19 protein-coding genes and 1 pseudogene are annotated in these 24,268 nt (G+C 60.6%); 9 read left to right on the top strand and 11 right to left on the bottom strand.

The genetic code is table 11. From position 1 onward, the window contains the following. The 10 genes from AB4O12_RS24760 to AB4O12_RS24715 form a co-directional block, all read right to left on the bottom strand. On the bottom strand, nt 1–789 hold the full coding sequence (locus AB4O12_RS24760) for a DUF4123 domain-containing protein (RefSeq protein WP_252868741.1): 789 nt from the start codon (nt 787–789) through the stop codon (nt 1–3). Continuing rightward, on the bottom strand, nt 786–2,132 hold the full coding sequence (locus AB4O12_RS24755) for a type VI secretion system Vgr family protein (RefSeq protein WP_460059872.1): 1,347 nt from the start codon (nt 2,130–2,132) through the stop codon (nt 786–788). The genes AB4O12_RS24760 and AB4O12_RS24755 overlap by 4 nt, the downstream gene beginning before the upstream one ends. Before the next feature lie 233 nt (nt 2,133–2,365). Then, nucleotides 2,366–4,279, bottom strand: coding sequence for an arginine decarboxylase (speA, locus tag AB4O12_RS24750; RefSeq protein ID WP_016771856.1), 1,914 nt, complete (start codon nt 4,277–4,279; stop codon nt 2,366–2,368). Between the two features lie 220 nt (nt 4,280–4,499). Next, nucleotides 4,500–4,871: a translation initiation factor Sui1 gene (locus tag AB4O12_RS24745; protein WP_007914613.1), complete on the bottom strand. Its 372-nt coding sequence runs from the start codon at nt 4,869–4,871 to the stop codon at nt 4,500–4,502. A gap of 315 nt (nt 4,872–5,186) precedes the next feature. Then, entirely contained in the window at nt 5,187–5,744 is a 558-nt protein-coding gene (locus tag AB4O12_RS24740) for an NUDIX hydrolase (RefSeq protein ID WP_041480663.1), read from the bottom strand. A gap of 3 nt (nt 5,745–5,747) precedes the next feature. Continuing rightward, the gene (locus AB4O12_RS24735) at nt 5,748–6,815 is read right to left on the bottom strand and encodes a DUF2333 family protein (RefSeq protein ID WP_460059871.1); all 1,068 of its coding nucleotides are present in this window, start codon (nt 6,813–6,815) and stop codon (nt 5,748–5,750) included. 138 nt (nt 6,816–6,953) lie between these two features. Then, nucleotides 6,954–7,430: a hypothetical protein gene (locus AB4O12_RS24730; RefSeq protein WP_460059870.1), complete on the bottom strand. Its 477-nt coding sequence runs from the start codon at nt 7,428–7,430 to the stop codon at nt 6,954–6,956. Continuing rightward, nucleotides 7,427–7,933, bottom strand: a complete 507-nt coding sequence (locus AB4O12_RS24725) for an Hcp family type VI secretion system effector (protein ID WP_460059869.1) — start codon at nt 7,931–7,933, stop codon at nt 7,427–7,429. The genes AB4O12_RS24730 and AB4O12_RS24725 overlap by 4 nt, the downstream gene beginning before the upstream one ends. A gap of 15 nt (nt 7,934–7,948) precedes the next feature. Further along, complete coding sequence (locus AB4O12_RS24720; protein WP_052392226.1) at nt 7,949–8,617, bottom strand: hypothetical protein; 669 nt, start codon at nt 8,615–8,617, stop codon at nt 7,949–7,951. Further along, entirely contained in the window at nt 8,614–9,762 is a 1,149-nt protein-coding gene (locus AB4O12_RS24715) for a DUF2515 family protein (RefSeq protein ID WP_460059868.1), read from the bottom strand. Before AB4O12_RS24715 ends, AB4O12_RS24720 begins: the two co-directional genes overlap by 4 nt. Nucleotides 9,763–10,086: 324 nt before the next feature. On the opposite strand from AB4O12_RS24715, the gene gcbA reads away from it, so the two are divergent. The 5 genes from gcbA to accC all read left to right on the top strand — a co-directional run bounded on the left by gcbA (nt 10,087) and on the right by accC (nt 16,308). Then, complete coding sequence (gene gcbA / locus AB4O12_RS24710) at nt 10,087–11,757, top strand: diguanylate cyclase GcbA (RefSeq protein ID WP_016771860.1); 1,671 nt, start codon at nt 10,087–10,089, stop codon at nt 11,755–11,757. A gap of 51 nt (nt 11,758–11,808) precedes the next feature. After that, on the top strand, nt 11,809–13,755 hold the full coding sequence (locus AB4O12_RS24705; RefSeq protein ID WP_460059867.1) for a methyl-accepting chemotaxis protein: 1,947 nt from the start codon (nt 11,809–11,811) through the stop codon (nt 13,753–13,755). A 241-nt stretch (nt 13,756–13,996) separates the two neighbouring features. Further along, nucleotides 13,997–14,452, top strand: a complete 456-nt coding sequence (aroQ, locus tag AB4O12_RS24700; RefSeq protein ID WP_016771861.1) for a type II 3-dehydroquinate dehydratase — start codon at nt 13,997–13,999, stop codon at nt 14,450–14,452. 24 nt (nt 14,453–14,476) lie between these two features. Beyond that, nucleotides 14,477–14,935 carry an acetyl-CoA carboxylase biotin carboxyl carrier protein gene (accB, locus tag AB4O12_RS24695; protein WP_016771862.1) on the top strand — a complete coding sequence of 153 codons (459 nt, stop codon included), beginning with the start codon at nt 14,477–14,479 and terminating at the stop codon, nt 14,933–14,935. A 17-nt stretch (nt 14,936–14,952) separates the two neighbouring features. Next, a complete protein-coding gene (accC, locus tag AB4O12_RS24690) occupies nt 14,953–16,308 on the top strand; it encodes an acetyl-CoA carboxylase biotin carboxylase subunit (protein ID WP_024011424.1) in 1,356 nt (451 codons plus the stop codon). 65 nt (nt 16,309–16,373) lie between these two features. Here accC and AB4O12_RS24685 read toward each other — a convergent pair whose 3' ends face one another. Next, nucleotides 16,374–20,327 (bottom strand): type III effector 1, encoded by a 3,954-nt coding sequence (locus AB4O12_RS24685; RefSeq protein WP_460059866.1) that lies wholly within the window; start codon nt 20,325–20,327, stop codon nt 16,374–16,376. Between the two features lie 194 nt (nt 20,328–20,521). Between AB4O12_RS24685 and prmA the strand changes: the two genes are divergently transcribed. From prmA to fis, 4 genes and pseudogenes are all read left to right on the top strand, one after another. Continuing rightward, complete coding sequence (gene prmA, locus AB4O12_RS24680; protein WP_095180914.1) at nt 20,522–21,400, top strand: 50S ribosomal protein L11 methyltransferase; 879 nt, start codon at nt 20,522–20,524, stop codon at nt 21,398–21,400. A 30-nt stretch (nt 21,401–21,430) separates the two neighbouring features. Continuing rightward, nucleotides 21,431–22,689: pseudogene (locus AB4O12_RS24675) on the top strand (DUF3426 domain-containing protein). A gap of 185 nt (nt 22,690–22,874) precedes the next feature. Further along, the gene (gene dusB, locus AB4O12_RS24670) at nt 22,875–23,885 is read left to right on the top strand and encodes a tRNA dihydrouridine synthase DusB (protein WP_016771866.1); all 1,011 of its coding nucleotides are present in this window, start codon (nt 22,875–22,877) and stop codon (nt 23,883–23,885) included. Further along, nucleotides 23,882–24,202 carry a DNA-binding transcriptional regulator Fis gene (gene fis / locus AB4O12_RS24665; RefSeq protein ID WP_002555375.1) on the top strand — a complete coding sequence of 107 codons (321 nt, stop codon included), beginning with the start codon at nt 23,882–23,884 and terminating at the stop codon, nt 24,200–24,202. The genes dusB and fis overlap by 4 nt, the downstream gene beginning before the upstream one ends. The last annotated feature ends 66 nt before the right edge of the window (nt 24,203–24,268 follow it).

Raw genomic sequence — 24,268 nt, 5'->3', positions numbered from 1 at the left:
TCAGCCCGCGCCCCACTGCCGACGCAGGAAGTCGAGCCGTTCCGGCTGCGTCAATCCGGCCGGCGGCACAACCAGCACGGCGCGCGGATTGAGCAGGCGCAGCCACAGCCAGCCATCCAGCACAGCACGATCGCTGAAACCCAGCGCCAGACCTTGTTGCACATGCACAGCGATCGTCTGGTAATCAACGCTCAGAGACTGGCACCAGCGCCAGATGTGCTGCTCCAGCAGACAGGTTTGCAAGCGCTCGCGCTGGCGCCGGGTCAGGCTTTCTTCGATGCCCAAAGGTTCGACGAGCAGGCCGGGATTGCGCAGCTGTTGCCAGCCCTGACTGCCAATGGCGCGGTCGGCCCAGGTGCCGCCAAACCAGCGCAACTGGCGGATTGGCCCGAGCCAGCGACTCAGTTGCGCGGCGTCGCAGGCGTCGAAGAAATAGCTGGCGGTCTGACGGTTGTAATAGCTGAGCAAGGCCCGGTGATTCAAACCGAACGAGACGGTAAGCATGCGCTGCAAGTGGCTGAGCAGCTGCTGCGCCGGTATCTCGCAGCTCAGCAACAGGCCACGCCAGGTGTCCGGATCGCGCAGGCACAAGGCGGTCAATGCCGGACTCTCGCGCAAGTCGACGAGGACCGGGCCGTGCTCGCTGACCGGTTGAAATTCGGTGCCGTCAAACAATCGGTGCCGCTGCACATCGGCAAAGCCCTGGCGCAAGGTCAGCAGGGCGCGTGCCGCGTCCGGGGTGTCGAGCAACAGCCATTGCGCCATGGGCTCAAGCGCCGCGCCGCTCATCGTGCGCTGCTCTGATCGAGCGCGGTGAGCAGCCGGCAACTGCACACGGACTCGGCGCAGTGGTTGAAGCTGCCACCGCCCGGCATCAGGCACAGCAGCAGCAACGGCTCGCCAGACTGCAACAGTTGCTGCAACCCATCGCTCACCAGCAGTTCTGGGAGCGATACCGGATCATCGTCCTCGACCGCAGCCTCTGGCAACACTGAGGGCTGGAGCACGCCACTGACCACCGGCTGATCGGGGTCGCCCTCAAGAAAACTCACCACCACTTCCACACCATCAGCGAGTGCCGCCGAGGGCAGCTCGTTCAAGTCAGGCGCGAGGGGCAGCCAGCAATGACTCGGCGAAGCCCCTTCGCCCTGATAGAGCCAGTCGAATTGCACCGCCACCGGCCGCGAGCAATCCGGCTTCGGCTCATCGACGGTGACCACCCAGGCTCGCTGCAGGCTGTGCATGCGCTGCTTGGACTGCGCAGCGGCAGGCGCACAGACGGGTACCCGCGCGGCCGCGAACAGGCGATTGCAATAGGGCGGTTCGAGAGACTGATCGGCACGGTGCTCGATGCGGGTCAGCAACCATGGGCGGTTGCATTCGATGAAAGGATGGTCGTCCAGGGGCAACCACTGACCGCTGCGCAAGGCGGGCAGATCGCTGTGGCCTTCGGCACTGGGGCCTCGCTGGCTGGCCTGCGAGTCTTCGTGCAGTTGCCATTGGCGGACGGCTGGAGCGACGCCACGCTGGTCATGCTCGCCCTGATAGGGCGCGACGTCTGCATGGGGCATCCGTGTCGGATCGTCGCCGAACACCAGGCAGTGCCTGTCGCGGTGATGCTCGAAGTAATAGTGAATGCGCGCCTCTGCGCACAGGCGCTGGAGCAGTTGCAGATCGGATTCGCGGTATTGCGTGCAGAAGGTGCGGGTCGGGTAGTCGCTATGCAGGTCAAAACGTCGTTGCAAGCCGACGATGCCATGCTCGCGCAGAACCTGTTCGATGATCTGCGGCACGCAGCGGCCGCTGAAAATGCGCTGGCTCAAGCGCAGGTCGAGGCAGTCGAGCCTCGGTCCGAGACGCACTCGACACAAGCGCAAGCCATGGCCATGCTCGTGCTGGACAAGGCTGTGCAACTGCCCGTGCACACCCTGGCCGGGCGAGCCGAAGCACAGGAACGCAGAACGATGCAGCAGGCTGGCAAGATCCAGATGCGGATCGTCGATCACCACATCGATCTCGAAGGCAAAGGGTTCGCTGAGCGCTTCCCTTCCGGTAAAGGCGAGAACTTCGAAGGGGTCGGACAGGCCCGCTACATCGAGACGAAACGACGGCTCGTTGACTGGATCGAACATGGGCGGATCTCTACAGGAGGGGCGGCCGGGGATTCTCGCCGAGAGGCATGGCCGAGTAGAGAGGCGAAGTACAACTTAGGAAATGACCTACGCGAAAAGCAGACCAGATGAGTTTGCTGACCGTGATCGCACAGGTTTTCGTGAAAAAATCAGGAGATGTCCCACCGGGTTGTCCGAATTTTCCACAGCTTGCGGAAAAAAATCGGACAACCCGGGCGGAACGCTATCGGGTCTCAGGAAGACAGATAGGAGGAGCGGGTCAGGCCCAGACGCAAGGCATCGAGGAACTGCGTGCGCTCGCTGGCACTGATGCGGGCACTGGCGCACTTGTCGCGGTAGTGGGTCATCAGTTCTTCCGGCGACAAGTGCACGTAACGCAGCATGTCTTCGATGGTGTCGTGGGTCTCGATACCAGCGTGGTACACGCTGCCATCGGCGTTCTGGTAGATGTTCACCGAGTCGGTGTCACCGAACAGGTTGTGCATGTCGCCGAGGATTTCCTGATAGGCGCCGACCAGGAACACGCCCAGCAGGTAATCTTCGCCTTCATTCAACGCGTGCACCGGCAGGCTGGTTTCGATGCTCTGCTCGTCGACGTACTGGTTGATCTTGCCGTCGGAGTCGCAGGTCAGATCCTGCAGCACCGCGCGGCGCAGCGGCTCTTCGTCGAGGCGATGCAGCGGGATGATCGGCAACACCTGATCGATCGCCCAGGTGTCCGGCAGGCTCTGGAACACCGAGAAGTTGCAGATGTACTTGTCGGCCAGCTTGTCGTTGAGTTCGTCGAGCACCTGGCGGTGCGAACGCTGACGCGCTTTCAGCGAGTTGTGCAGGCGCCGGCACACGGCGAAGTAGCACTGCTCGGCGAGGGCTTTTTCCGCCAGGGTCAGCTTGCCGTCGGCATACTGCGCGGCGACGTCGCTCATGTAGTGCGTGGCGCGCCAGTAAGTTTCGGTGACCATTTCGATGTCGGTCGGGCCGAGCAGATCGACCAGCCACTGCACGGTTTCCGGCAGGCTTTCCTTGTTTTCGATCAGCGGGATTTCGTCGTTGTGTTTCTCGACGTCGGTGACCTGCACAACCAGCATTGCGTGGTGCGCGGTCAGCGAACGGCCACTCTCGGAGAAGATGTGCGGATGCGGCAGGCTCTGCGCGTCGCAGAATTCCTTGAGCATGCCGACCACCACACCGGCGTAATCGTCCATGTCGTAGTTGATCGAACTGGCGTTGCGCGAATGCGTGCCGTCGTAGTCGACACCGAGGCCGCCGCCGACGTCGATGTGATCGACCGGCAGACCGAGGTTGCGCAATTCGCCGTAATAACGGATCGCTTCCTTGAAGCCGTGCTGATAGTCAGCGAGGTTGGCAATCTGCGAACCCATGTGGAAGTGCAGCAGGCGGATGCCCTGATCCAGACCGGCGCCACGGAAGCGCTCGACCACCGACAGCAGTTGCGCCGCCGACAGGCCGAATTTGGATTTTTCGCCACCGGTGTCGGCCCATTTCGACGAGGCCAGCGACGACAGGCGCACGCGCAGACCCACCTGCGGCTTGACCTTCAGCGAGGCGGCTTCTTCGATCACCAGGCCGACTTCGGATTCTTTCTCGATGACGATGAACACGTTATGGCCGAGCTTCTGGCCCATCAGCGCCAGACGGATAAACTCGCGGTCCTTGTAACCGTTGCAGACGATGGTGCCGCCCTTCGGCGCCAGCGCCAGCACGGCCAGCAGTTCAGGCTTGGAGCCGGCTTCCAGACCGATGGAAACGTTCTGGGTGGCGATGATGTTCTCGATCACCGCTTCCTGCTGGTTGACCTTGATCGGGTACAGCGCAGTGTATTTGCTCTGGTATTCCAGGCGCTCGATGTTCGAATCGAAAGCACCGGTCAACTGACGGACACGGTCTTGCAGGATGTCGGGGAACCGCACCAGCAGCGGCAAGGACAAACCGCTCTTGCGCAGTTGGTCGACTTGCTCGAACAGATCGATAGGCGAGCTGCTCGGGCCGTTCGGACGTACTTCGACGCGACCGGCTTCATTGATCGCGAAATACCCGGCCCCCCAATGGCGAATCCCGTAAACGCTGCGGCTGTCCGCAACTGTCCATTGGCTGCCATCGTCTTTACGTGTGCGTCGTACGGACATCGAAGTCCCCTATAAAGAAGTCAGAGTGCGTCGCCTGAAGTGCAGGCCGGCGCAGTCTAAAGAATGAAAATGACGGTTCGTCAGTGCGGCGGTAGACCGCACTGACTGCGTGGAGTTTAGAAACCGGTCATGAACAGGCTCTGTGAAAACCATGGCGACGACGCCGGATCCGAGAACACTCGAAGCCGGATCAAGCCGCCGGAGGGTTTCACAGAGGCTGCTAGCCGCCGGATTTCTTCGCTTTGAAACCGTGCTTGATCAGCTCTGCCAAGAGTAGCTCGACGTGATCGCCCTGGATTTCGATGATGCCGTCCTTCAACGCCCCGCCGGTGCCACAACGTTTCTTCAACGTCGTCGCCAGCTCCTTGAGCGCGTCTTCGGCCAAGGGCACGCCGGTGATGGTGGTCACCGTCTTGCCGCCACGGCCCTTGCTTTCGCGACGCACGCGGGCAATGCCGTCACCGGCCGGGATCACGGTTTGTTTGCAGATACAGGCGTCCACCGGCTTGCTGCATTCCGGGCAATGACGACCTGCGTCGGTGGAAAATACCAGGCCGCCCAGGGCGGCGAAGGATGCGGCTTTCTTGGCCACCGGCAATCCTCTCGGGAGGACAAAGACTGATCGCAACCTTGGGCAAGGTCAGCGACCGCGAAGCCCCACTCAGGCAGGGGCAGCGCTACTGCATCGGAAAACTTTGAACGCTGGACTGAATCTGTAGGAGCTGACGAGTGCAACGAGGCTGCGATCTTTTGATCCTGATCTTTAACGGCAAGATCAAAAGATCGCAGCCTTCGGCAGCTCCTACGGTAAATCTGCAGGCCAACCTCAAGCTATCCGGTGCAGCTTGAAAAGGTCGCGCAGTGTAACGGCAAAAATCGCGATTGCTAAGAGCCAATCGGCGCCAATTCATGTGTTCTTTGCGACGTTGCTTTGCTGCGCCTTGAGATAGCGCCTTAACGCGGCCAGAGAGTCCGGGCAATAAGGCTTTTCGCTGATTTCGCGCATGACCTGTTCGACAGGGATGAATCGCGCTTCGAGGACTTCTTCCGGCTGCAGTTTCAGCGGCCCGTCCCATACAGCGGAAAATGCCGAACACCACAGACGGTTGCCGGTGTCTTCGAAATAGAAGTGATCGTGAGCGGTGAGTTCGACGCCGCTGACGCCCAGCTCTTCTTCCAGCTCGCGCGCCGCCGACTCGGCATAACTTTCGTCGGCCTGGACCATGCCGCCTGCGGCAACATCCCAGTAACCAGGATAAATCGCCTTGCTCAACGTACGGCGGTGCACGCACAGCTCACCGGCGGAGTTGAACAGCATGATGTAAGTGCCACGGCCAATCAGCCCGCGCTCACGCAAATCGGAGCGCACCAGAGCGCCGAGCAGGTTGTCCTGTTCGTCGACCCAGGCGATCTGTTCAGCGTCCGAGGCGGCGCGATGGGCCGCCTCTCTTGTAGTCTGGCTCACGTATCAGCCCTGATTGAGCAGTTGACGCAAATCGATCACCGCAGCGTTGGCCCGGGAAATGTAGTTGGCCATGACCAGCGAGTGGTTGGCCAACACGCCGAAACCGCTGCCGTTGAGGATCATCGGGCTCCACACCGGCTCTTGCGAAGCCTCCAGCTCACGGATGATCTGGCGCACGCTGACGGTGGCGTTTTTCTTCGCCAGCACATCGGCGAAGTCGACTTCGATGGCGCGCAGCAGATGCGACAGCGCCCAGGCCTGACCGCGCGCTTCGTAGAACACGTTGTCGATCTGCATCCACGGGGTTTCCACGACTTCTTCGTCAACCTGCGGCACTTCGCCGACTGCCGGAACTTCGGTCTTCAGCGCAGTGTTGAGCTTGACCCGGCCGACACTGGCCGACAAGCGTTGCGACAGCGAACCGAGACGGGTACCGACATCGCCCAGCCAGTTGTTGAGGTTGTCGGCGCGCGCGTAGAACAGCGCGTTTTTCTGGTTCGGATCCGACAAGCGCGACTGATAGCGGCTCAGGGAGTTGATGCCTTCCTGGTATTCCGACTCGCTGGACGGCAGCACCCAGCTCTTGTTGTCGAAGTTGAAGCGTGGTTCGGCCTTGGCCAGATCTGCGTCTTCGGCCGACTGCGATTGCGAACGGGCAAAATCCTTGCGCAGGGCACGGGTCAGGTCACGCACCTGCACCAGCACGCCGTATTCCCAACTCGGCGTGTTGTCCATCCACAGGCCCGGCGGGAAACGGTCATTGGAAATGTAACCGCCCGGCTTGTTGAGCAAGATGCCGGCAACGGTCTTCAGGGTTTCGACCGTGGTGTAGCCGACCACCATTTGCTTGCCTTCTTTCTCGGCAGCGACCTGGGCGTTCTGCGCCACCGGAAACAGTTCCGGTTCCTGGCTCCAGTACCAGCCCAGCGCGATGGTGACCAGCAAATACAGACCGATCACTGTGGCCAGCGCCCGGCTGAACAGCAGCGCGCCGACATAGCTGCGGGTGGCCGACTTGGGCTCGGCAGCACGTTCAGGCGCGCTGCCCGCGCGGTTTTTCCAGTCCAGCATGGCGATATCCTTTCAATCACTTGGGTTCAACGGTTCGACCACAACCATACAACAACGTGCCAAGGCCTAGCACCCGCTATCGCGGCACTGGCGCAAAACAAGCGAAGGACGTCGCGAACGAAAGGATAGACGCAGATTTCAGACGTTGAAGATGCGCAGCGAAAGCTGCCGCACTTGGTCGTCGGTAAACAGATGTGCAATGCCTTGGGCATCAGTTCGGCGCTGACTGGGTATTCCATCGATCGTGGCGATGTAGGCCTGCGCGGGCAACGGCTGACCGGTCACGCTGTCGACCAGACGAAAGATTCGTGCGGTGCGGGTGGGCTGCTCGGGCGGGTTGTTCATCAGCTCGAGCACGGCCTGGTGGAACACCGCTTCGGCGCCCTGCCAGTAGCCATAGTCGGCCTCGGCTTTGATCAGGCTCCATTCACCCTGTTCGATCTGCGCCAGGACTTCGCTGTCCAGATTGATCATCAAGCCTGCGCGTAGCTGGTCCAGCCCTTCGAGCGGTTGGCGCATGCTCAACAGACTGCTGACGTGCTCCAGCGCCTCTTCCACGCCACAGACATGCTGGCGCTCGTGGTCGGTCAGGCTCAGTTCACGGACCAGCCTCATCGAAGTCCCTCGCCTTGCCACTCGTCCGAACCCATCGTCCGGCTGATTTCGTGGCGCCAGTAGATGCGCCTGTAGCTGAAGTGGACTTTCTCCAGTTGGGTGAGATGCGACGTGGCCGTGTCGAGACAGTGCGGCATCAATAGTTCGCTGCCGACGACCAACGCATCCTCCAGCTCCACCGTGTAGAAGTGCTCCTGCACGCCGCTGGCCGAAGTGCGATAAAACTCCACGCGGCATTCGCTCAGCAACTCGCCGCTGGACAGCGCCATATTCAGCAAGGGCGAAGCCTTGTCGAGGGTTTTGGTGATGATCAATGGCCTGTGCATCCGCCGCCCGGCGCCCCGATCCTTGGGTATGTACATGCCATGGCTGAGGGCCTGCACCATGATCTTGTCTTCGCGCCCGCTCTGGTAGCCGTTACCGACCGACGCCTCGGTGAAAGCGCCGGCGGTGATCAGGCCCTGGCGGCTGCCGTGGATGGTCATGAAGGCTGGGATGGGCATGGGATAGCTCCTTAGTTATGAAGTTTTACTGTCTTTGCGAACGCAACCATTCGCAGATGCTGCATTGGCAAACGGCAAATAGGGCTCATCAACTGTCAATACAATTCGATAAAGCGGATCTGTTTTGTGAGTCCTCATCCCCCATGGCTCTAAATCAATCGCCAACTGATACTTGTCAGCTGCCAGCCAAAACGACGTCGCATATTCCGTACGGGAGTGAAACCATGTGCGCCATTGCAACGTGTCCGCTATTGGAGGGTCATTCATCACTTTTGCCTCCACCCAGCATTTTTTGCGCAGTTGGGCATGCAAATCCGAGACGACGATGAGTGCCTCATCAAGTGAAAGCGGCTTCATTTGCGGTGAAAGACGAACACGCCCTACCCACTGTACTGACTTGGCATTGATCCTGAATTCGCGAGCTAAAGGAGTTACAAAACCGAATTCTGGATCGATGAAGCGCAAACGCACACCCGATCTGGACTTGCTGATCCAAACAGCACTGGATGGCACCGGTCCGACGGCGGCAAATGAGCGTTGACGCATCTGCTCCCAAGGCTCGTTGATCGTTAGAGCGATCTCGAAATCGTCCTGCATGATTTCAATTGACCAGCGCAGTAACGCGACCGCTATGATCGCAAGCAGAACAAATCGCCAGCCATCAACCCATCGACGCAGCTTCATCGCGCCACAGTTCCAGCCGCTATATCTCTTATTGACTCTTCAAGAGCGGAGCGATGGATGCCACTTAGCAAATCATCGAAACGCCGCGCAGCCCGAAGCACAAATTCCATGCGCTGTTCGATGTCAGCGAGATTGGCGAATGGATTGTCGTCAAAGCCGATCGTGCGTCCGTCGTCGAGCGAACGGCACTGATTGGCCAAAGTGAGTTCGATGGCCTGAGCTACTCCGGAGGGAAAACCTGTGACGAAGGAGGCGTGATTGCTTCTAAGCAAAGCGATGAGGCGCGTGTCTTCATAAATAGTCGGTTGAAGTATGTGACGCTGCTCATGTTCCGCAAGATGCTTCACGCTACGCGCGATATCCCCTTCTTCAATGGCTTGAAATGCCTGCAGTAATATTTCGAAGTACTGTCCAAACTTCAGTTGCTTTTGCCCAACGGGCCATAGCACCGGAAACATGGGATGTCCGTAAATCCCCTCTCGCGCCTTCAGACAGGTACTAAATTCTTTCAGTCCCCGATTGGCGTAAAACACATGAAGTGGAAAAATATCCAAAAACAGGGTGGTGTTCCCCAAAGCCATCATTTCGTGCACGTGGCGAAATTGCTGCTGCACGAGCGTCAACTCGCCGCCCAGGTGCAGATCCAGTGCGGAAACCGGATTACGCGCATTCGCGGCCTTGTAATCCTTCAACGCTTTCGCTTGTTCTTCAAGCCGACCCGGCGTCAGCAATCCGGCCTCTCGGCGAATACCACGTAATTGAGCTCTGGCGTCCCGCTGCTGCCCTATGAGATCGACAGTGTTTGAAGCATGCAGCAATCCACAACCGACCTGTTTTGAGGCAAACGCCGCTAAACCTGCCCATTGAAAACGAGAATCCTGCAACCACAATCGGGCATAGGCCGCATTAATTACCTGATTACGCTCCACAGGATCGGCAATCAGAACGCCGTCTGGCGCAACGATATTTTCGGCTTCGCGCTGATAGATACGCCATAGACCAGTGCAGGTCAGCACTGGCACCTCTGTCACCTGCACCCGCTCGCCGTACAACAACTCTTCGTCGCAAGCGCAGTCATCGAAGGGCCTGATGTTGTGATTGAGGCGCTGGGCATCACTGGCGAGTTCGGTGAAACATTGGCTCATGGCGGATGGACGGCAGCTAGGGGAATCCCTGAACCGTAACAGCCAACCGGGCCGGTGAAAGCGCGTAGAAGAAAAATCAGAAAGCGCTGTCAGACGCCGCCTATCAAGGCCGCTGAAATGTCGACAGCGCTGGCAGGATTGCTCGCTAAGCCCCAGCATGCGGGCACTTGGTCAAAATCAGAGGTAAAAACAAAACCACCCGGTCAGAAACTGAATCGTGTCGTCCAGCAGATTATTGACGTACGACACTCGTCTAAGGGAAAAGAGGTGCTAGCATAGAGCCACCAGTCGATCTCAGCATGCACCCTAACTAGTAGTCAGGATATGACCGAGCCAGAAGACCCCAGCCGTGAGCGTCTCAAGCACCACTTTGCCCAGCGGGTAATTCATCAGGCACGTCAGATTCTTGAGATATGGCAGCGCCTGCAACGCAGTGAGTGGTCCACCGTCGATCTTGCCGAACTGAGCGAGGCGAATCTGCGTCTGCTGCGTTTTGCCGAGCGCTTCGAACAGCCGGAACACACTCAGTTGGCGCATCACATCAGCCAGTCGCTGCAAGCGGTGGATGCCAACCGTGGGCGCCTCAGCAGCGGCCTGATCACCGATCTCAATCGTTTGATGCAGCGCCTGTCGCGCACTGGCCTGCGCCATGGCGATCAGCTCGACCAGACGTTCCTGCCGCCGCTGCGCAAGCCGATCTACGTGATGTTGCAGGATCACGACCGCGCTGAACGCCTGGCCAAGCAACTGGAATTTTTCGGCTTGAGCGCGCAGGCACTGGACAGCGTGGCCGCGTTTCGTTCGTCGATGGTCGAGCGCTTGCCCGCAGCGATTGTCATGGACGTGGATTTCAGTGGCCCCGGCATCGGCCTGAAACTCGCCGCCGAAGCTCAGGTCGGCCTCGAAGAACCCCTGCCGCTGCTGTTCTTCAGCCTGCACGAAACCGACACCCCGACCCGCCTAGCCGCCGTGCGCGCCGGTGGCCAGGAATTCCTCACCGGCACCCTTGAAGCATCGAGCCTGCTGGAAAAAATCGAAGTGCTGACCTGCGTCGCCCAGTACGAGCCTTATAAAGTGCTGATCATCGACGACTCGCGCGCCCAAGCCCTGCACACCGAGCGCCTGCTCAACAGCGCCGGGATTGTCACCCGCACCCTGATCGAACCGATTCAGGCAATGGCCGAGCTGGCGGATTTCCAGCCGGACCTGATCATCCTCGACATGTACATGCCGGCCTGCACCGGCACCGAGCTGGCGAAGGTCATTCGTCACAACGACCGCTACGTCAGCGTGCCAATCATTTACCTGTCGGCCGAGGACGATCTGGACAAGCAGCTCGACGCCATGAGCGAGGGCGGCGATGACTTCCTGACCAAGCCGATCAAACCGCGGCACCTGATCACCACTGTGCGCAACCGCGCCGCTCGGGCGCGCAACCTCAAAGCACGGATGGTCCGCGACAGCCTCACCGGCCTGTACAACCACACGCACATCCTGCAATTGCTCGAAGACTGCTCGTTCCGCGCCCGCCGCGAGAACAAACCGCTGAGCTTTGCCATGCTCGACATCGATCACTTCAAACGGGTCAACGACAGCCATGGCCACCCGATGGGTGACCGGGTGATCAAGAGCCTGGCGCTGTTTCTCAAGCAGCGGTTGCGCAAGACCGATTTCATTGGCCGATACGGCGGCGAAGAGTTCGCCATCGTCATGCCCGACACCGATATCGACGCGGCGCACAAAGTCCTCGACGAGATTCGCCAGCGCTTCGCCGAGATTCATTACCCGGCGCAGCCGCAGGACCTCTGGTGCACGTTCAGCGCCGGCGTAGTAGAAATGTGCGATGACTCCGACAGCCTGATGATGGCCAGCCAGGCCGATGAGGCGCTGTATCGCGCCAAGGGTGCAGGACGCAATCGGGTGCAGACCGCGCGCCAGTCAAAGCAAAGTGCCACTTTTTCATCGGAATCCACTGATTCGGTCATAACCCTGTAATAGAACCGCAATAAATTCAGGCGCTTACCATTCCTGCCGTTGGTAGCCGTCATGCGCCTGAAGTTGCTCACCAATCTCAACACTCTGCTGCTGGTCGCCGTCTGCGTGGCCCTTGGCGCCACGCTGTGGTGGTCGCAAAAAGCCCTCGAACGCCCCTATCTGTTGATGGAGCGTTACCTGGGGCTGTCGCAACAATTTCAGAATGAAGTGGCGCGCAACGTCGAGGATTATCTGGCCAGCGGTGACGCGCTGCGCCTGAGCAGCGCCGCCCAGGCTATCGACAGCGTGCACAAGCAACTGGGTGACTTGCCCCCGGCGCTGGCCGACACGGTACGGCCAAGCCTGTCGAGCCTCGATGAATTCAGCAAAACCGACCTGCTCGCCGCCGGCAAACTGGCTGGCGATCCGCAGGCGCTGCTGTTGCAGGCCGAACGCGAACTCAGCGCCAGCCTCGACCAGCTCAATACCTACGCCAATGGCAACGCCGCCTACCTCGCGCCACTGCTTGCCGCATCGCAGCATCTGGGCAGACTGTCGCTGGCGCGGGACAAACTGGTCAGCAGCGGGCGCAGTGAACTGGCTGCCGATGTCGAGCGCGAAGTGAGCAACATGCGCGCTCAGGCCGAGGCCATCGATGCCCTGCCCTTGCTCGGTGTGGTCGCCAGCAACGAATCGAGCAGTGACGATTTCGCCGCGCTGATGGGCATCGAAACCACTGATAAAGCCGCCGCCGAAGATGCCGGTGTCGGCCTCAAACGCGAACTCAACAGCTTGCTCGGCCGCTATCCGGCGGAACTGACGCGCACCCGCGAGCAGATCCAGAAACGCGCCGAGCTCAGCGCCGCGACTCACGAAAAAATCGCCAGCGTGCAACACGCCATCGCCGGCCTCGAACCGGTGGTACGCGCGCAACATGGGCAGATCCAGGGCGAAGTGCGGCTGATGCAAGGCGTGATGATCGGCCTGATTCTGCTGATCGCCCTCCTCATCGATACCTTGCAGCGGCGCCTGGCCCGCACCCTGACCAACCTCGCCCCAGCGCTGTCGACCTGGGCCGAAGGCGATTTCAGTCGCGACATCCAACTGGGCAAGACCAATCGCGAATTGCATGACATCGAAGCGTCGCTCAACCGCTTGCGCGCCTATCTGGTGGATCTGGTCGGCACCATTCGCGGCAACGCCGAGCAGGTCGCGGGCAGCAGCCGCACCCTCGCCGAACTGAGCAATGACCTGCACAGCGGCGCCGAGCATCAGGCCGGCGATACCGCGCTGATTCGCGACTCGCTGGGGGAACTTGAGGCGACCATTCAGCAAGTGGCCGGCGATGCCCGTCAGGCTGCCGACGCCAGTCGTCATGCCGGACTGGCCGTCGAGCATGGGCAGGCTGTAATCGGCCAGAGCCTGACCGGACTGCATGCGCTGGTCGGTGAGGTTCAAGGCAATGCGCAGATGATCGAACATCTGGCAGAAGAATCAGCAACCATTGGCGGCGTGCTGACGGTGATTCGTTCGATTGCGGATCAGACCAATCTGCTCGCCCTGAACGCCGCGATCGAGGCGGCCCGCGCCGGGGAGATGGGCCGTGGTTTCGCCGTAGTCGCCGAGGAAGTGCGCTCGCTGGCACAACGCACCGCCGGGGCCACGGCGGAAATCCAGACGCTGATCGCCGGCCTGCAGACCGCCGCGCGACAATCGGTCGAAGGCATGCGCGCGCAGGTCGAACACGCCGAAGCCACGGCCAGTCAGGCGCAAGCGGCAGACGGTGCACTGGACAAAATCGTCGGTGCGATCCAGACCATCGCCGACACCGCCGTGCGCATCGCCGATGTCACCGCGCAGCAAAGTGGCGCGGTCAGCGAGATCCGCGATCACAGCGAGCGCATTCATCAATTGGGTGGGGATAACCTGCTGCGCATCGGCCAAGGGCGCGAACAGGGCGAGAATTTGTTGGTTCTCGGCGGCCAACTGCATACAGCCGTTCAGGCCTTCCGCGTCTGACGTACCACCTTCGCGAGCAGGCTCGCTCCCACATTGGAATGCATACCCCTGTGGGAGCGAGCCTGCTCGCGAAGAGGCTCTTGCCGACACCACGAATGACCGGATCAGCTCACTCGGTCACAAATTTCGCGCAAACATCGCCCATCGTGCCGCCTATTGCATGGAACTGGACAGTCACAAAGGCTTTGCGGCATAGTCGCCGGGTTCTGACGACTGCTCATTGATAACAAGGACAACGCAGATGGCGACGCTACTGGTGCTGCACGGCCCCAACCTGAACCTGCTCGGCACCCGGGAACCGGGGACCTACGGGTCGACGACCCTGGCGCAGATCAATCAGGATCTGGAGCGGCGCGCCCGTGAAGCCGGCCATCATCTGCTGCACCTGCAAAGCAACGCCGAGTACGAATTGATCGATCGCATCCACGCTGCACGCGGTGAAGGCGTGGACTTCATTCTGATCAATCCGGCGGCTTTTACGCACACAAGTGTCGCATTACGTGACGCGCTGCTGGGAGTGAGCATCCCATTCATCGAAGTGCATTTGTCCAACGTGCACAAGCGCGAACCTTTCCGCCATCACTCCTACTTCTCCGATGTAGCGGTAGGAGTGATCTGCGGCCTTGGCGCCAGCGGTTACCGACTGGCCCTGGAGGCCGCACTAGAGCAGCTTGAACACCAAGCTATACGCCCCTGACCGACCCTTGGGAGTTGATGATTCATGGATATCCGTAAAGTTAAGAAACTGATCGAATTGCTGGAAGAGTCCGGCATCGACGAGCTCGAGATCAAGGAAGGCGAAGAGTCCGTACGCATCAGCCGCCACAGCAAGACCCCGGCGCAGCAGTACTACGCGCCAGCCCCGATGCAGGCTCCGGCCGCTGCCCCTGCTGCCGCGCCAGTCGCTGCCGCTGCTCCGGCTGCCGCTGCTGCACCCGCGCTGAACGGCACCGTGGCCCGTTCGCCGATGGTCGGCACCTTCTACCGCAAATCTTCGCCAACCTCGCCTGCCTTCGTTGAAGTCGGCCAGACCGTGAAGAAAGGCGACACCCTGTGCATCGTCGAAGCCATGAAGATGATGAACCACATCGAAGCTGAAACCAGCGGTGTGATCGAATCCATCCTCGTCGAAGACGGCCAGCCGGTTGAGTACGACCAACCGCTGTTCACCATCGTTTGAACCGCGGAGAGCCTTTGATGACTGCGAAGTTGGAAAAAGTTCTGATCGCTAACCGCGGTGAGATCGCCCTGCGGATTCTGCGTGCCTGCAAAGAGATGGGCATCAAGACCGTCGCCGTTTACTCCAAGGCCGACAAAGAGCTGATGCACCTGGGTCTGGCAGACGAATCCGTCTGCATCGGTCCGGCGTCCGCCGCTCAGTCTTACCTGCACATTCCGGCCATCATCGCTGCCGCTGAAGTGACCGGCGCTACCGCCATTCACCCAGGCTACGGTTTCCTCGCGGAAAACGCCGATTTTGCCGAGCAGGTCGAGAACTCCGGCTTCGCCTTCATCGGCCCGAAAGCCGACACCATCCGCCTGATGGGCGACAAGGTATCGGCCAAGCACGCGATGATCGAAGCCGGCGTACCGACCGTTCCTGGCTCTGACGGCCCGCTGCCGGAAGACGAAGAAACGGCGCTGCGCATCGGTCGTGAAGTCGGCTACCCGGTGATCATCAAGGCCGCCGGTGGCGGTGGTGGTCGCGGCATGCGCGTGGTGCACAAGGAAGAAGACCTGATCGCCTCGGCGAAACTGACCCGCTCCGAAGCAGGCGCGGCGTTCGGCAACCCGATGGTCTATCTGGAAAAATTCCTCACCAACCCGCGCCACGTCGAAGTGCAGGTTCTGTCCGACGGCCAGGGCCACGCCATCCACCTGGGCGACCGCGACTGCTCGCTGCAGCGTCGTCACCAGAAGGTTCTCGAAGAAGCGCCGGCACCGGGCATCGACGAGAAAGCGCGCCAGGAAGTATTGGCTCGCTGCGTCAAGGCATGCATCGACATCGGCTACCGTGGCGCCGGTACTTTCGAGTTCCTCTACGAGAACGGCCGTTTCTACTTCATCGAAATGAACACCCGTGTTCAGGTGGAGCACCCGGTTTCGGAGATGGTCACCGGTATCGACATCGTCAAGGAGATGCTCAGCATCGCCGCTGGCAACAAGCTGTCGTTCACTCAGGATGACGTGGTCATCCGCGGTCACTCGCTGGAGTGCCGGATCAACGCTGAAGATCCGAAGACCTTCATGCCGAGCCCGGGCACGGTCAAGCATTTCCACGCCCCAGGCGGCAACGGCGTTCGCGTCGATTCGCACCTGTACAGCGGTTATGCCGTGCCACCGAACTACGACTCGCTGATCGGCAAGCTGATCACTTACGGCGCAACCCGCGACGAAGCCATGGCACGCATGCGCAATGCCCTGGACGAAATCGTGGTCGACGGGATCAAGACCAACATCCCGCTGCACCGTGATCTGGTTCGTGACGAAGGCTTCTGCAAGGGCGGTGTGAACATTCACTACCTCGAGCACAAGCTGGCCAAACAGTCGTAAGGCTGAAGCGGCATGAAAAACCCGATCCCTGCGGATCGGGTTTTTTTATGCCTGCAACAAGCAGATCAGACCATTACCGTGGAGAACGCCTGCTGCTCGACCATTGTGGCAGATGCCCCCAGACCAGCCTCATCGACCACCGCTCCTGCTGCGTTTTCATGTAACGGTCTGCGGGTGAACCGCCTCGTAAAGTTTCGGGCACGTATCGAGAGCCCGTCCGTGGCATAACTCGATCTGGCGATAAGCGGGTTGTACAACCTGCCAATCTGACCAGAGGAATGCTTGAACACTCTCGAGACTCCATTGTTCAGATTCAGCACCACGCCATAGCTGTTGCCCAGGCACGACGAGTATGACCAGTAATCCCAGGTCGGTTGCAGGCCCTGTTCGCGCAACACGCGCCTGACCGGACCGCCGATGTCAGCACCCGCCGACAGCCAGTCGCCACCCACCAGCGTGGCACGAATGTTTTGTGGTGTTCCCCCCAGACGCTCCAGCACCTGCGTGACACTTCGCTCGATCAGCGGGCGAATATTGTGATCGAAATGAATGACCGCCCCCACTCTCGTCGTCGGGTTATACAGCGAGGCGATGACGCAACTCTGCGCATTCAACGAAAACAGGTAGTTATCCTGCGATCCGGGACGGAAAGCCGCCACTACGGCTTCGCCCTGCAGCGCGCCGCGGTTCAGCACGGGCTCGACACCTCCAGGAAAAGCATCATTCAAATTATTCACGCGCCCAAGGTTGCGCACGTTGCCTCCTGTGAGTCCGACCCTGGCATGTGTCCACTTGCCCCCCGGAGCAAGCTGAATCGGTTGCTGATAGATGGCGCTCGGGCGACGGGCATCGACCAGGCTCAGGCCACCGAAATGCGGATTTTCCCTGACCAGAAAGTACTTGCCTCTGTTGCGAATGTAATAGGCCGGTTGCGGCTGTGCAGCGCTGGACGGGCTGCGCCAGGTGCCGAAAAAGACGCCTTCTTCGCTCACCCTTTGCAAATGTTCGGGCGTCTTGCTGACGGCCTGCCTGGCATGAAAGCGTACTTCCCGGACCGCCGGCAGCGCGTCCCTGCGTAGCGGAGCCACGGTATTCAGACGCTCTGACAACAACGAGACAGGCCTCATGGTGTGCTTCAGACTTCTGGCCGCACCGCCCAGCCACTTGATCGCACTGCCTGCGCCGACCATGGCAAACAGCGCCCCCCACGACGCCTCCAGCCAGTGGCCGAGAGCGCCATCGATGTCGCCCTCCAGATGCGCCGCGACCGCCTGACCAGCGCTGACGGCAATGAACAAGACATCGAGCAGCAAGGCAAACGGAGGGAACACCATGCAAAACGGTGCGGCTGCAAACATCAGCCCCTTGACCACTTGGCGTTCGATCATTTGCGCGCGGCTGGTGGTGATGTCCTGCACATCCGTGACCGCGCGCTCGATGTACGCATTGAACTCGATGCGCGCGTCAATCAGGCGCTGCGCTTCGTGCAGCGTATCGACGCGTTGTTTTTTTGCCGCAATCGCATACAGGGTGCGCGACACGATGCTGCGCGCAGCAACCGGCGTACGCGCCATCAAGTAGTCATGCAAAGCGCCGGCGATGTCGCCGAACAGTGACTGATATGCACGTACCACAATGCCGTCGGGGGCATCAGGCGTGTACAGCCACCAGGACGGCTCGGGGTCGAACGAGGTCAGCACATACACCCCGAGCACGACGTGATGGCGCACGGTGAACCTGAACACGCCGTCACTTTCAACCATGCTGGCGCCCGGAAAATGCGTACCCGGTGCTGGCACCTGGCTCAACAGAGAAACCTGACGGACCAGCGCCGAATACACCGCGTCGCTCAATCGCGCCTGACTTCTGGCAACGCGTAAATCCCGGTCCATCTTTGACAGCAGCACGTTGCGGTAGGCAAAGCGACGCGGTTCGTAGGCAGCATCACGCGGATCGAGATATTTGCCACGGATCTCGCTGGCGTATTTTTCACCCAGCCACGCCCGGCGCAGATACAGCGCCAGATCGGCGCTGCGCACCTGGCTCAGATCCTGGCCAACCGACGATCGCACGCCTTTTTTCGGATGGTCGATGCCGGAGTTGTCATCGTAGCCGTGAATGGCCAGGTCGAGCAGCGTGGCAACCTGCTGCTTCCTGCGGTCGGCGACACCGGGGTTGTAATCGATCAACACGGTGGCCGGATCGACCGGTTCCAGCACGTTCTTGCTGCGCATATAGGGCGTGATCGCTGCGGCAACCGAGCGCCTGGCGAAATCGACAAAAACCTCGAAACCGCCCAGCAGCTCGTTGAACACCTGCTGATGAACGATCAGTTCCTGATTCAGACTGCTGATGCGCCGGCGAGCCTCGAGCGCGAGCGTCGTGTACCAGCGCAGCGAGTTGTCCTGCTCGACCCGCTGCAGGTTGTTTGCCAGGGCCATTTTTGCAGCGGCTTCGACGCACTCGTCGAACGGCAAGGGCGTTCGTCGAAGGTCACTCTGCATGCCCCAGAGAGCAGGACTGGCCGCCGCAGCCACAAGATAATCACGTGCTGGGTGATGTGCCGTCGGCGAAAGCTGCTGCAACAGATACTCGCGACCGGATTCGCTCTGCGTCCAGCTCCATACTTCGCCGGTCAACGCCGCAATCGACGGCAACCGAACCCACTCCTGACCGTCGGGTTTGTTGGGCGCGTACAGCACCAGGTTATTCACCGCTTGCTCAGTCTCTGCCTGGTAGAACACCAGAAGATCGGCGCATTGCATGCCGTTGGGCAGCTTCAATGCGGCCACTTGCAACGGTTTCATTGCCGCTTGCCCAGACCACATCTGCTCCAGACGCTCATGGTCGGAATCCGCCAGATGAGCTGCGCAGCGCGCGACGAATGCGCTCTGCCTGAGCCGTACGGTGAACCAGTCGATGAGTGCCTTTTGCACGTCGGTGCGCTGGTACTGCTCGGCGAGGGCGCGCAGGTAGTCCGCCGGATAATCCTGTTCCGCCAGCATGTCGGCAATGAATGCCGGCTTGAGTGACTGGTTGCGCAATGGCGCAGGACTGGTGATCTCCAATACCGCTGCGAAGTCCTGACCGATCGGCCCGCATGCCAGCAGGTCACTGAGGCTGCGATTGTGGGTCGGCTCACCGACCGCCGAGCGCCATCTGAGCCGCACGTCGATCCGGTCTGGTTCAACCGCCATGTCGAGCTTGAGCTGAATGTATTCGATGGCCTGCTGGCGGGCAAAGTCGCGCAACGAGCCGTGGCCCTGCAGCAGGTCATCGAGAGCTGCCTGCGCCAGTGACGTCTGCTCCTGATAATCGCGCAACAGGGCGCGATCCGGCTCCTTCAGCGCTTTGATCCATGACGGCAGTTGCGCGAAGGAATGCGCCTCGAGAATCTTTTTCTCTGCGCCGGTTGCCAGGGCAGTCAACCGGTACCGACGCGTGCTGCGGGCGTGAACCCGGTCGATTTTGCTGCGCAATTGATCCAGTGTCAGGCCCGCCAGTTGGTCACGGCGCAACAGTAACTCGATATCCTTGATATAGCGCCGCAGCTTGCGCTTGATCAGGCGATCAAACAGCGCTTCCTGCCCTTTTGTCGTCCAATGTTCTCGCAGGTATTTTTTGTACTGGTCGAGGAAGTGCAGCGAAACGCTATCCACCGTCCGGATCACATGCTCATGACGGCTGGACGGTAAACCGGGGTCAGCGCCCCCAGGCCAGCGAAATGGCGCGTCCTGGAGCGCCAGGAACATGACTGGCCGGCCGTCGATAAGCTTTTGCAGAATGGCGTCAAGCAGCGCAACCACAAAGCCCGGGGCGAAATGGCCGTCCGGGTAATGCCTGCGCAGTTCAGTCAAAGCGAAATGCTCCAGCGCCTCGAGCAACGTCATCTGGCTGTTCAAGCGCTTGTCGATCATCACCTGCCAGCGCGTGATGCGCAGGAGGATCTCCTGCACCGACCCCGTAGACGCAGCGGCTATCGGTGGTTTTTCTTCTACAGTCCCTTGTTGATCCGCCATGTCGTCCAGCCTTTTGTTGCGTAGAGATGAGCGCTCACTCTATTTGCCGACAAAAGTGCTCAGGCCATACATATGTATATCGCGGCCGCGAATGTGTAACAGCCAAGCGGTGTGTCCACTTTGCCGGCGACCTGGCGTAAACTGCGCGCTTTTGCAGCTTCGGGCTGCCCCACAGATTTTCAAAGGTGCCCGCCATGCCTTGGCTGCAAGTCCGTCTCGCCATCACCCCGGAACAAGCCGAAACCTACGAGGACGCATTCCTCGAAGTCGGCGCCGTGTCGGTGACTTTCATGGACGCCGAAGACCAGCCGATCTTCGAACCGGAACTCAACACCACGCCGCTGTGGTCGCACACCCACTTGCTGGCGCTGTTCGAAGGCGGTACCGAACCGGAGCCGGTTCTGGCCCATCTGGAATTGCTGACCGGCAGCCCGTTGCCCGAACATCACAGCGAAGTCATCGAAGACCAGGACTGGGAACGCAGCTGGATGGACGGTTTCGAGCCGATGCGTTTCGGCCAGCGTCTGTGGATCGTGCCGAGCTGGCACGCCGCGCCCGAGCCTGGCGCGGTCAACCTGCTGCTGGACCCGGGCCTGGCGTTCGGCACCGGCACCCACCCGACCACCGCACTGTGCCTGGAATGGCTCGACGGTCAGGATCTGAAAGGCTGCCACGTGCTCGACTTCGGCTGTGGCTCGGGGATTCTGGCGATTGCCGCCCTGCTGCTCGGCGCCAAACAAGCTGTGGGCACCGACATCGACGTACAGGCACTGGAAGCCTCGCGCGACAACGCTGGGCGCAACAATATTGCCGATGAGCTGTTCCCGCTGTACCTGCCCGAGGATCTGCCGCAAGTTCAGGCCGACGTGCTGGTCGCCAACATTCTCGCCGGCCCGCTGGTGTCGCTGGCGCCGCAACTGTCCGGTCTGGTCAAGAGCGGCGGGCGCCTGGCGCTGTCGGGCATTCTCGCCGAGCAGGGCGAAGAAGTAGCGGCAGCTTATGCGCAGGACTTCGAGCTCGACCCGATCGCCAATCGCGACGGCTGGGTGCGCATCACCGGGCGTCGGCGCTAAAATGACCGCTTGCCTGAACCGGATCGCCGCATGACCGACAGTTTCGTCACCCAATGCCCGCATTGCCAGACCAGTTTCCGCGTCAACCATGCTCAATTGAGCGTGGCGCGCGGGGTGGTTCGTTGCGGCTCCTGCCTGCAAGTGTTCAATGCCGCCAAGCAGCTGCTCGAGCAACATTCCGGCAAGGACACGGTGACGCCGCTCGCACCAGCGCTGCCTGAAGCGCCCGCGCCTGTCAGCGATTCTGCGGTCGTCGAACAGATCCCCGCACCGCGCGCCATCAGCCAGAAGCAATGGAGCGCGTCGGAACTGGATCTGGACAGCCTCGATCTGGACGAAGAACTCGCCCGCCTCGAACAGCGCGAAATCCAGCCGGCCGCCGAATTCGGCCGTACCCGCGAAGAATCCTTGAGCGCCCGACGCGACAGCCCGGAGCCGGACGAAGGCACATGGCCCGACAGCCTGTTCAGCGAGCCTGCGGATGAGCGCAGCGTAGCGCCGGATATCGAGCCGGATATCGACGGCATCGAAACCCTCGAACCCGAGCGCACCGAACCTTCGCTGTCGCTGGAGCCGGTGGATCTGGATGACGAGCCGCCGATTCCGCAATTGCGCCTGCATGACCCGATCGACCCCAACGCCCGCCGCGAACGACTGTCGGCTAGCGACGACAACGATGACGACGATCTGCCATTGATCACTTCGCCGCGCAAAAAACGCGAACGGGCCGAGCCCGGGGTGCGCGCCGAGGTCCTGCAGGATCTGACCGACGACCCGCTGCAACTGGACTGGCAGCAGCGCCGCTCGCCCTGGGCCGGCGCCTGCTCTGGCTGGTGCTGGTGGTGTTGGCGGCCGGCGGCCTTGCCGCCCAGTACATCGCCTATCACTTCGAGGAACTGGCGCGGCAGGATCAATACCGACCGTGGTTCCAGCAGATCTGCCCGCAGATCGGCTGCACCGTGCCGTCGAAAGTCGATATCGGCAAAATCAAGAGCAGCAATCTGGTGGTGCGCAGCCATCCCGATTTCAGCGGGGCGCTGGTGGTCGACGCGATCATTTACAACCGGGCGACGTTTTCCCAGCCGTTCCCTTTGCTCGAACTGCGCTTCGCCGACCTCAACGGTCATCTGATCGCCAGTCGTCGCTTCAAACCCGGCGAGTATCTGAGCGGCGATCTCGAAGGCCTCGCGGAAATGCCGCCGCAGACGCCGATCCACATCGCCCTGGATATTCTCGATCCGGGGCCGAAAGCGGTGAATTACAGCCTGAACTTCCACTCACCGGAGTGAACCGCTTCAGCGTTTCTCGATTGACGGCATTTTTCTGACTGGATCGCGGCCAACCAAACCGTTGGCGATAACAGAATAACTGTTCAGATTTTGTTCAATTCAGCCTTTAACCAGTCATCGAGAGCGGGTATCATGCCCACCCTTTTTCGAACTCTCATGATCCGGCCCCACTTCAGGGAAGTCCTATGTCGGCGGTACGCATCGGCCCATATACATTGCAGAACGGTTTGATTCTCGCCCCGATGGCGGGCGTCACCGACCAGCCCTTTCGTCAGCTGTGCAAGCGTCTGGGCGCAGGGCTTGTAGTCTCGGAAATGGTCACCAGTGACATGAGCCTGTGGAATACCCGCAAGTCGCGCATGCGCATGATCCACGAAGGCGATCCCGAGCCGCGCTCGGTGCAGATCGCCGGTGGCGACGCGCAGATGCTGGCCGATGCGGCACGGGCCAACGTCGAGCTGGGCGCACAGATTATCGATATCAACATGGGCTGTCCGGCCAAAAAGGTCTGCAACAAGGCCGCCGGCTCCGCGTTGCTGAAAGACGAAGCACTGGTGACCGAGATCCTCCAGGCCGTAGTGGCCGCGGTTGATGTGCCGGTCACCCTGAAGATCCGCACCGGCTGGGATCGCGAAAACAAGAACGGTCTGAACGTGGCGAAGATCGCCGAACAGGCCGGGATCACAGCGCTGGCCGTGCATGGCCGTACGCGCGCCGATCTGTACACAGGGGAAGCCGAGTACGACACGATTGCCGCGATCAAGCAGGCCGTGTCGATCCCGGTGTTTGCCAACGGCGATATCGATTCGCCGGAAAAGGCCCGATACGTGCTTGATGCGACCGGTGCCGATGGCCTGCTGATAGGCCGGGCCGCTCAAGGGCGGCCATGGATTTTTCGCGAGATCGATCATTTCCTGCGTACCGGCGAGAAATTGCCGGCGCCGGAACTGAGCGAAGTGGAACGCATCCTGCTGGAGCATCTGGCTGCCCTTCACGCCTTTTATGGTGACGTGATGGGCGTGCGCATTGCCCGCAAGCATGTGGGCTGGTATCTCGCAACCTTGCCGGGCGCCAGGGAGTTTCGCGCCCGTTTCAATCGTTTGGATGGTACGGAAACACAATGCGCCGACGTTCGGGAGTTCTTCGCCGAGCGTTACAAGAGCCTGACAGGGGACGAAGAAGGGGTGGCCGCATGACGATGATGACCGAGACTTTAGTGAGTGGAACAACACCCGTGAGCGACAACGTGAATTTGAAACAGCACCTCAACACGCCGAGCGAAGAAGGCCAGACCCTTCGCGGGAGTGTCGAGAAGGCGCTGCACAATTATTTCGCCCACCTTGAGGGCGCGTCCGTCACGGATGTGTACAACCTGGTGCTGTCCGAAGTCGAGGCGCCCCTGCTCGAAAGCGTGATGAACTACGTCAAGGGCAACCAGACCAAGGCCAGTGAGCTGCTGGGACTGAACCGCGGCACGCTGCGCAAGAAACTCAAGCAGTACGATCTGCTGTAAGCATTCAATCAAACCAGAAAGGCGCCCGCGTAAAAAACGGTCGCCTTTTTTGCTGACTTCCTTTGC

It is taken from the genome of Pseudomonas sp. S2_A05 (genome assembly GCF_054668485.1).
Note: the sequence above shows the minus strand (reverse complement) of the source record. Positions and strands in the feature narration are given on the sequence as shown.

Coding starts and splice junctions, on each gene's coding strand:
- AB4O12_RS24715 (WP_460059868.1), bottom strand. CDS start 9,762: ATGAGCCAATGTTTCACCGAACTCGCCAGTGATGCCCAGCGCCTCAAT.
- AB4O12_RS24705 (WP_460059867.1), top strand. CDS start 11,809: ATGCGCCTGAAGTTGCTCACCAATCTCAACACTCTGCTGCTGGTCGCC.
- AB4O12_RS24755 (WP_460059872.1), bottom strand. CDS start 2,132: ATGTTCGATCCAGTCAACGAGCCGTCGTTTCGTCTCGATGTAGCGGGC.
- speA (WP_016771856.1), bottom strand. CDS start 4,279: ATGTCCGTACGACGCACACGTAAAGACGATGGCAGCCAATGGACAGTT.
- AB4O12_RS24760 (WP_252868741.1), bottom strand. CDS start 789: ATGAGCGGCGCGGCGCTTGAGCCCATGGCGCAATGGCTGTTGCTCGAC.
- prmA (WP_095180914.1), top strand. CDS start 20,522: ATGCCTTGGCTGCAAGTCCGTCTCGCCATCACCCCGGAACAAGCCGAA.
- accC (WP_024011424.1), top strand. CDS start 14,953: ATGACTGCGAAGTTGGAAAAAGTTCTGATCGCTAACCGCGGTGAGATC.
- gcbA (WP_016771860.1), top strand. CDS start 10,087: ATGACCGAGCCAGAAGACCCCAGCCGTGAGCGTCTCAAGCACCACTTT.
- AB4O12_RS24725 (WP_460059869.1), bottom strand. CDS start 7,933: ATGCCCATCCCAGCCTTCATGACCATCCACGGCAGCCGCCAGGGCCTG.
- AB4O12_RS24735 (WP_460059871.1), bottom strand. CDS start 6,815: ATGCTGGACTGGAAAAACCGCGCGGGCAGCGCGCCTGAACGTGCTGCC.
- fis (WP_002555375.1), top strand. CDS start 23,882: ATGACGATGATGACCGAGACTTTAGTGAGTGGAACAACACCCGTGAGC.
- accB (WP_016771862.1), top strand. CDS start 14,477: ATGGATATCCGTAAAGTTAAGAAACTGATCGAATTGCTGGAAGAGTCC.
- AB4O12_RS24720 (WP_052392226.1), bottom strand. CDS start 8,617: ATGAAGCTGCGTCGATGGGTTGATGGCTGGCGATTTGTTCTGCTTGCG.
- aroQ (WP_016771861.1), top strand. CDS start 13,997: ATGGCGACGCTACTGGTGCTGCACGGCCCCAACCTGAACCTGCTCGGC.
- AB4O12_RS24730 (WP_460059870.1), bottom strand. CDS start 7,430: ATGAGGCTGGTCCGTGAACTGAGCCTGACCGACCACGAGCGCCAGCAT.
- AB4O12_RS24685 (WP_460059866.1), bottom strand. CDS start 20,327: ATGGCGGATCAACAAGGGACTGTAGAAGAAAAACCACCGATAGCCGCT.
- dusB (WP_016771866.1), top strand. CDS start 22,875: ATGTCGGCGGTACGCATCGGCCCATATACATTGCAGAACGGTTTGATT.